At 43.2% G+C, this 6,280-nt stretch carries 6 protein-coding genes; all 6 read left to right on the forward strand.

Features of this window, described 5'->3' with window-relative positions; genetic code table 11:
- Positions 1-47: 47 nt before the first annotated feature.
- Complete coding sequence (trxA, locus tag BCU12_RS08085; protein ID WP_102403830.1) at positions 48-374, forward strand: thioredoxin TrxA; 327 nt, start codon at positions 48-50, stop codon at positions 372-374.
- A 205-nt stretch (positions 375-579) separates the two neighbouring features.
- A complete protein-coding gene (gene rho, locus BCU12_RS08090; protein ID WP_102403831.1) occupies positions 580-1,842 on the forward strand; it encodes a transcription termination factor Rho in 1,263 nt (420 codons plus the stop codon).
- Between the two features lie 103 nt (positions 1,843-1,945).
- Entirely contained in the window at positions 1,946-2,938 is a 993-nt protein-coding gene (locus tag BCU12_RS08095) for a hypothetical protein (protein WP_102403832.1), read from the forward strand.
- A gap of 79 nt (positions 2,939-3,017) precedes the next feature.
- Entirely contained in the window at positions 3,018-4,898 is a 1,881-nt protein-coding gene (gene ubiD / locus BCU12_RS08100; protein WP_102403833.1) for a 4-hydroxy-3-polyprenylbenzoate decarboxylase, read from the forward strand.
- Positions 4,895-5,164 carry a 2Fe-2S iron-sulfur cluster-binding protein gene (locus BCU12_RS08105; protein WP_102403834.1) on the forward strand — a complete coding sequence of 90 codons (270 nt, stop codon included), beginning with the start codon at positions 4,895-4,897 and terminating at the stop codon, positions 5,162-5,164. The genes ubiD and BCU12_RS08105 overlap by 4 nt, the downstream gene beginning before the upstream one ends.
- A gap of 14 nt (positions 5,165-5,178) precedes the next feature.
- Positions 5,179-5,892, forward strand: a complete 714-nt coding sequence (gene fre, locus BCU12_RS08110; protein ID WP_102403835.1) for an NAD(P)H-flavin reductase — start codon at positions 5,179-5,181, stop codon at positions 5,890-5,892.
- The last annotated feature ends 388 nt before the right edge of the window (positions 5,893-6,280 follow it).

The raw sequence follows: 6,280 nt of genomic DNA on the forward strand, positions 1-6,280 counted from the left end.
TACTGATTATTACGCAATCAGTTGAGAAAAATACATTGGAGTGGAAGATGAGTGACAAGATTTTGCAGCTAACAGATGATGGTTTTGATAACGACGTGATCAATGCTGCAGGCCCGGTTCTTGTGGATTTTTGGGCAGAATGGTGTGGTCCTTGTAAAATGATTGCCCCTATTCTTGATGAAATTGCAGATGAATACGAAGGCAAGCTCACTATCGGTAAATTAAATATCGACCAGAATGCTGGCGTACCGCCAAAGTTTGGTATTCGTGGCATTCCAACATTGTTGCTATTTAAAGATGGCGTCGTTGCTGCAACGAAAGTTGGCGCACTATCTAAAACTCAACTTAAAGAGTTTTTAGACGCAAACCTATAGCGCTATAGAATAAAAAAGCCGTGCAGAATTACATTTCGCACGGTTTTGTTTTTGATAGATAACAAAATCTAGACTAGGCTACTATTTAGTGCTAGTTTATTGCACGTAAATTAAACAAGTGTTCACTTCTTGGTCGTTCCTGAGACCAAATCCATCTTACAACTAAAAAACAGATCCTATTTTGACTAAACAAGTATCAACTACAATGAATCTAACAGAACTGAAGAGCAGACCTGTGTCTGATCTTGTTAAGCTTGGCGAAAGCTTAGGCCTTGAAAACCTAGCTCGCTTAAGAAAACAAGACATTATCTTCTCCATCCTAAAAGCTCACGCGAAAAGCGGTGAAGATATTTTTGGCGATGGCGTTCTAGAAATACTTCAAGACGGTTTTGGATTTTTACGAAGCTCCGATAGTTCATACCTAGCTGGTCCAGACGACATCTATGTATCGCCTAGCCAGATACGTCGTTTCAATCTGCGAACTGGTGACTCTATTGCCGGAAAGATTCGTCCGCCTAAAGACGGTGAGCGTTACTTCGCACTACTGAAAGTTAACACGGTTAACCACGATAGACCTGATAACGCCCGTAATAAAATTCTGTTTGAAAACCTAACGCCACTTCACGCGAACGAGCGTATGGTGATGGAAGCAGGTAACGGTGCGACAGAAGATATTACAGCTCGAATTCTAGATCTTGCTTCTCCTATTGGTAAAGGACAGCGTGGTCTTATTGTTGCTCCGCCTAAAGCGGGTAAAACAATGCTTCTGCAAAATATTGCACAGAGCATCGCTCGTAACCACCCTGAATGTGAATTGATGGTTCTTCTTATCGATGAACGTCCAGAGGAAGTGACGGAAATGCAACGCCTAGTTAAAGGTGAAGTGGTTGCGTCTACGTTTGATGAACCAGCGTCTCGCCACGTGCAAGTTGCAGAGATGATCATCGAAAAAGCGAAGCGCCTTGTTGAGCATAAGAAAGATGTGGTTATCTTGCTTGATTCCATTACTCGTCTAGCTCGTGCATATAACACGGTTGTTCCATCATCAGGTAAAGTTCTGACTGGTGGTGTTGATGCGAATGCTCTACACCGTCCAAAACGTTTCTTTGGTGCAGCGCGTAATGTAGAAGAGGGTGGTAGCTTAACCATCATCGCTACGGCACTTGTCGATACTGGCTCTAAGATGGATGAAGTCATCTACGAAGAGTTCAAGGGTACAGGTAACATGGAACTGCACCTGAATCGTAAGATTGCAGAAAAACGTGTCTTCCCTGCTATTGACTTCAATCGTTCTGGTACTCGTCGCGAAGAGTTACTGACGAAGAAAGATGAACTGCAGAAAATGTGGATTCTACGTAAGATCGTTCACCCAATGGGCGAAATTGATGCAATGGAATTCCTCATTGATAAGCTTGCAATGACGAAAACGAACAATGAGTTCTTTGATGCAATGCGCCGTCAAAAGTAATTCATGAGTTTGTAGAAAAACGCCACCGATTGTTCGGTGGCGTTTTTGTTTGCATTCTATTTGTAAAGTGCCACAATGATTGAAATGTTAAAAGGAGGTTAACATGCGACAAGGATTGTTCTCTGTTCTCCTAATGTCATCATTGCTTATGAATTCTCTCGTTGCTTTTGCAACACAAATGGAACCGATTACCGTTAAGCAATGGTTAAAGGATGAACATATACACCGCAAGGTGAATGAGTTAATGCAATATGTTGAGAATGATGAGCTTGATTCTCTCAAGTTTGCATTGGAGCGCTTGGCATTACCACAGCAAGAAGTCGCTCGATTTGTGTTGCTTGATACGATTGAAAAGCAAAGTCGTGCAATCAGCCCCAAAATGTCGATGTTTTTGGATCGTCAGTTGGCGCTTGTCCCTGTCTATCAAGTCGTAGAAAGAGGGGATGGATATGAATTCGTCGTCCCTGCTTTTAATTACCCAGCGACGGCGAGTCGACTCATAAAGCGCTGGGAACAAGACCAAACCACAATGGATTTTGTTCTTTCTGCAGAACGGCAAGAACTCAATTTAAAGACATGGTTGTCGGGCAGTGATTTTCAAGTTCAATCGCGAGAAGCCTTGCTTAATAGAGAACTCGACAGTCTATCTCCTGAAGCAATATCAGCCTTAACTAACCAGTTAACCTCTCAAGCGATTACTAGCTGGCTTCCTTCTCCCAAGGTCATGGTTCAAATGGCTCGAGTCAGTAAAGACGAAGAGGTGTATCGCCTATTATGGCGTATGCGTGCCGACTTCTATAGTGAATCAGAACTGGTTAGGCTTTCTGAGCTCAATGACACGTTCTCACGTTCTCAGGTTATGATGGCTTCAGGTAACCCAGCATTAAAGCAAAAGGCCTTGACCGCTTTAACAAAAGCGAAGCCGATGACCGATGATGTGAAACAGTTTCTTGTGAATAAGATGCGAGTGGCTGAAGATGCAACCTTAGTGGCGAATGAACTCGAGAAGCAAGGCTACCGAAGCTGGCTAGAAGAGCTCGCTGATAGCAAAAATGGCTTGAACACCAACGCGATTCTGCAAGCATTATCCCAATAATTGATCGAAATCATAAAGAGGGATAGTGCGATCCTTTTTTGTTATACTGCTGTCAGTTTAATCAATTGATAGAAGTGCTATGAGTTTTAAGGATTTACGCGACTTTGTTGATCACCTCGAGAGTAAGGGATTGCTCAAGCGTATTACTCACCCTGTTGACCCTCACTACGAAATGACCGAAATCAGCGATCGTACGCTTCGTGCAGGCGGCCCGGCATTGCTGTTCGAAAACCCTATTGGTTATGGAATCCCAGTGCTGACAAACTTATTTGGCACAGCGGAGCGTGTCGCCATTGGTATGGGACGTTCAGAGGTGAAAGAGCTGCGTGAAGTGGGCAAGTTACTGGCCTATCTCAAAGAACCTGAGCCCCCGAAAGGCTTTAAAGACGCCATTGATAAGATTCCAGTATTCAAGCAAGTTCTCAATATGCCCGTGAAGCGCTTAAGGAAAGCATCTTGTCAGGAAATTGTATGGCAGGGAGAAGACGTTGATCTGGATAAGATACCAGTAATGAGTTGTTGGCAAGATGACGTCGCACCGTTATTGACTTGGGGATTAACCATCACCAAAGGACCGAACAAAAAGCGTCAGAACTTAGGTATCTATCGCCAGCAAAAAATCAGTAAGAACAAAGTTATCATGCGATGGTTAGCGCACAGAGGCGGCGCGTTAGATCTGCGTGACTGGATGGAAACGAACCCAGGTAAACCGTTCCCTGTTACGGTGGCTTTTGGTGCGGACCCTGCAACGATTCTTGGTGCTGTCACCCCTGTACCAGATACGCTTTCCGAGTATGCGTTTGCTGGGCTACTACGCGGTAGTAAAACGGAAGTGGTTAAATCGGTCAGCAATGAATTGGAAGTACCAGCCAGCGCTGAAATAGTCATGGAAGGTTATATCGACCCAAATGAATTTGCCGATGAAGGGCCTTATGGTGATCATACTGGTTACTATAACGAGAAAGAAAAACACCACGTGTTTACCATTACTCATATCACGATGCGTAAGGACCCGATTTATCACAGTACGTACACTGGACGTCCGCCAGATGAACCAGCTGTATTAGGGGTAGCTCTTAACGAAGTGTTTGTCCCTATACTGCAAAAGCAGTTCCCTGAGATCGAAGATTTTTACCTACCACCTGAAGGTTGTTCATACCGAATGGCAGTGGTCACCATGAAGAAGCAGTACCCAGGGCATGCAAAGCGTGTAATGATGGGTGTGTGGTCATTTCTTCGCCAGTTCATGTACACTAAATTTGTCATCGTGTGTGATGAAGGTATCGATGCTCGTGATTGGACGCAAGTGACCAATGCAATGACGGAAAATATGGAACCTCAATTTGATACCACCATGATTGAGAGTACGCCTATTGATTCGCTAGATTTTGCATCGCCAGTGGTAGGGCTAGGGTCAAAAATGGGATTAGATGCCACGAAAAAGTGGCCAGCAGAATTGGAACTGTCGGGTAGCTCTGTTCAGTCGCAAGAAATACAACACCTTAAGAAAATAGAAGTGGATGAGCTTGTCAGCCTTCTAAAAGCTGAAAGCCAAGACATAATTAATGTCTACTTGCCTCAAAACACTCGAGTTAACGGAATGGCGATTGTTTCTATCCGTAAGGAAATACCAGGGCAAGCGGAGTCGTTGATGAGAAAACTCGTATCGACTCTTAATAAGAAGATGCAGATTAAGTTTATTATCGTTTGCGATGATGATGTGGAAGTATCAGATTGGAATGATGTCATATGGGCGGTCACGACGCGTATGGACCCATCTCGAGACACATTAACGCTGCATACAGAAGATGACGATGGCGTTAAAAGTTCTGTCATGGGGTTAGATGCGACCAATAAATTAAATGGAGAAGTTAAGCGCGAGTGGGGAGTTCCGATTAAAAAAGATCCTCAAGTTGTGGATAAAATCGACAGTATATGGGATGAACTATCGATTCTATGAGCTACTCCGTGACGATACTGCCAAATGGCATTACATTTGCTGTCAAAGAAAAAGAGACGATTTTAGAAGCGGCGCTCAACAATAATGTAGCCCTTCCGAATCGATGCCAAGTCGGCGCATGTGCGATGTGCATGTGCAAGAAACAAGAGGGTGAAGTAAGTTATCACCTTGATCCCATGCTCACAGAGAAAGAGCAGAATCAAGGTTGGATATTTCCTTGCCAAGCCTTCGCAGAAAGTAATTTAGTCCTTACCTATAGTGAGTAAGTGAAAGGAAGACCATGACCATTAAATGTAAAGTAAAATCTATTCAACCATTAGCGTGTAATACTTTTCAGATTCTATTGCACCCTGAATCACCAATCTCATTCAAAGCTGGGCAATATTTGATGGTTGAAATGGGAGAAAGTGATAAACGTCCATTTTCAATTGCGAGTAGTCCATGTCGACATGAAGGTGAACTTGAGCTTCATATTGGGGCAGCAGAGCATAACGCTTATGCGATTGAAGTTGTTGAACTGATGAAGAAGGCACTGAGTAGTGGTGATTCTATTAACATAGATGCACCTCACGGCACAGCATGGGTTAAAGAAGGCAGTGAGCGACCATTATTACTCATTGCTGGTGGTACTGGGTTTAGCTACGTTCGTTCTATCCTTGATCATTGCGTTAGTATTGAAAAGAGCTCCCCTATCTATCTATATTGGGGTGCCAAGACGATAGATCAGCTTTATGCGAAAGAAGAGTTAGAGTTGATTGCGAAAAATCATAGTAATGTGCATTTCATTCCAGTGATTGAAAATCCGGAAGAAAACTGGGCAGGAAAGCTTGGGAATGTTCTTCAAGCCATTAATGACGATTTTGAGTCATTAGCCGATTACGATATCTATATAGCTGGACGCTTTGAAATGGCAGGAGCGGCTAGAGAGCAGTTTACGCAAAATAAACAGGCGGAAAGCGATCACATGTACGCAGATGCGTATGCTTTTATCTAAATAGTTAGCGAAATGTGACAAAAAAGAGAGCTTTTAGCTCTCTTTTTTTATGGTCTGATGCTTTTCTGGGCAAAGAAGCATTATTTTCGATATTTATTGGAAAAAGCCTTGCGCTATTATCGAGTCTGTCTATAATGCGCATCCACTGACACGGCAGACGCCACAAGGCCTCAGCAATGTTCAGTAAGACGGAAAGTCAGAAAGAATTAAATTTCAAAAAGTGTTTGACACTGAAACTTAAATCGCTAGAATGGCCGTCCGCTTTGAGAAGAAAGCTTCACAAAGCAACGCTCTTTAACAATTTAAACCTATCAATCTGTGTGGGCACTCGTTGATGATAATCAAAAAATGAAACTTCGGTTTCAACTTTGGTTTCAATGAACTGAGT

Origin of the sequence: Vibrio sp. 10N.261.55.A7 (assembly GCF_002877365.1) — a bacterium.
GTDB lineage: Bacteria > Pseudomonadota > Gammaproteobacteria > Enterobacterales > Vibrionaceae > Vibrio.

What these genes read in the sequence shown, in the direction of transcription:
- BCU12_RS08105 (WP_102403834.1), top strand. Translation starts at nt 4,895, where the DNA reads ATGAGCTACTCCGTGACGATACTGCCAAATGGCATTACATTTGCTGTC.
- BCU12_RS08095 (WP_102403832.1), top strand. Translation starts at nt 1,946, where the DNA reads ATGCGACAAGGATTGTTCTCTGTTCTCCTAATGTCATCATTGCTTATG.
- ubiD (WP_102403833.1), top strand. Translation starts at nt 3,018, where the DNA reads ATGAGTTTTAAGGATTTACGCGACTTTGTTGATCACCTCGAGAGTAAG.
- rho (WP_102403831.1), top strand. Translation starts at nt 580, where the DNA reads ATGAATCTAACAGAACTGAAGAGCAGACCTGTGTCTGATCTTGTTAAG.
- fre (WP_102403835.1), top strand. Translation starts at nt 5,179, where the DNA reads ATGACCATTAAATGTAAAGTAAAATCTATTCAACCATTAGCGTGTAAT.
- trxA (WP_102403830.1), top strand. Translation starts at nt 48, where the DNA reads ATGAGTGACAAGATTTTGCAGCTAACAGATGATGGTTTTGATAACGAC.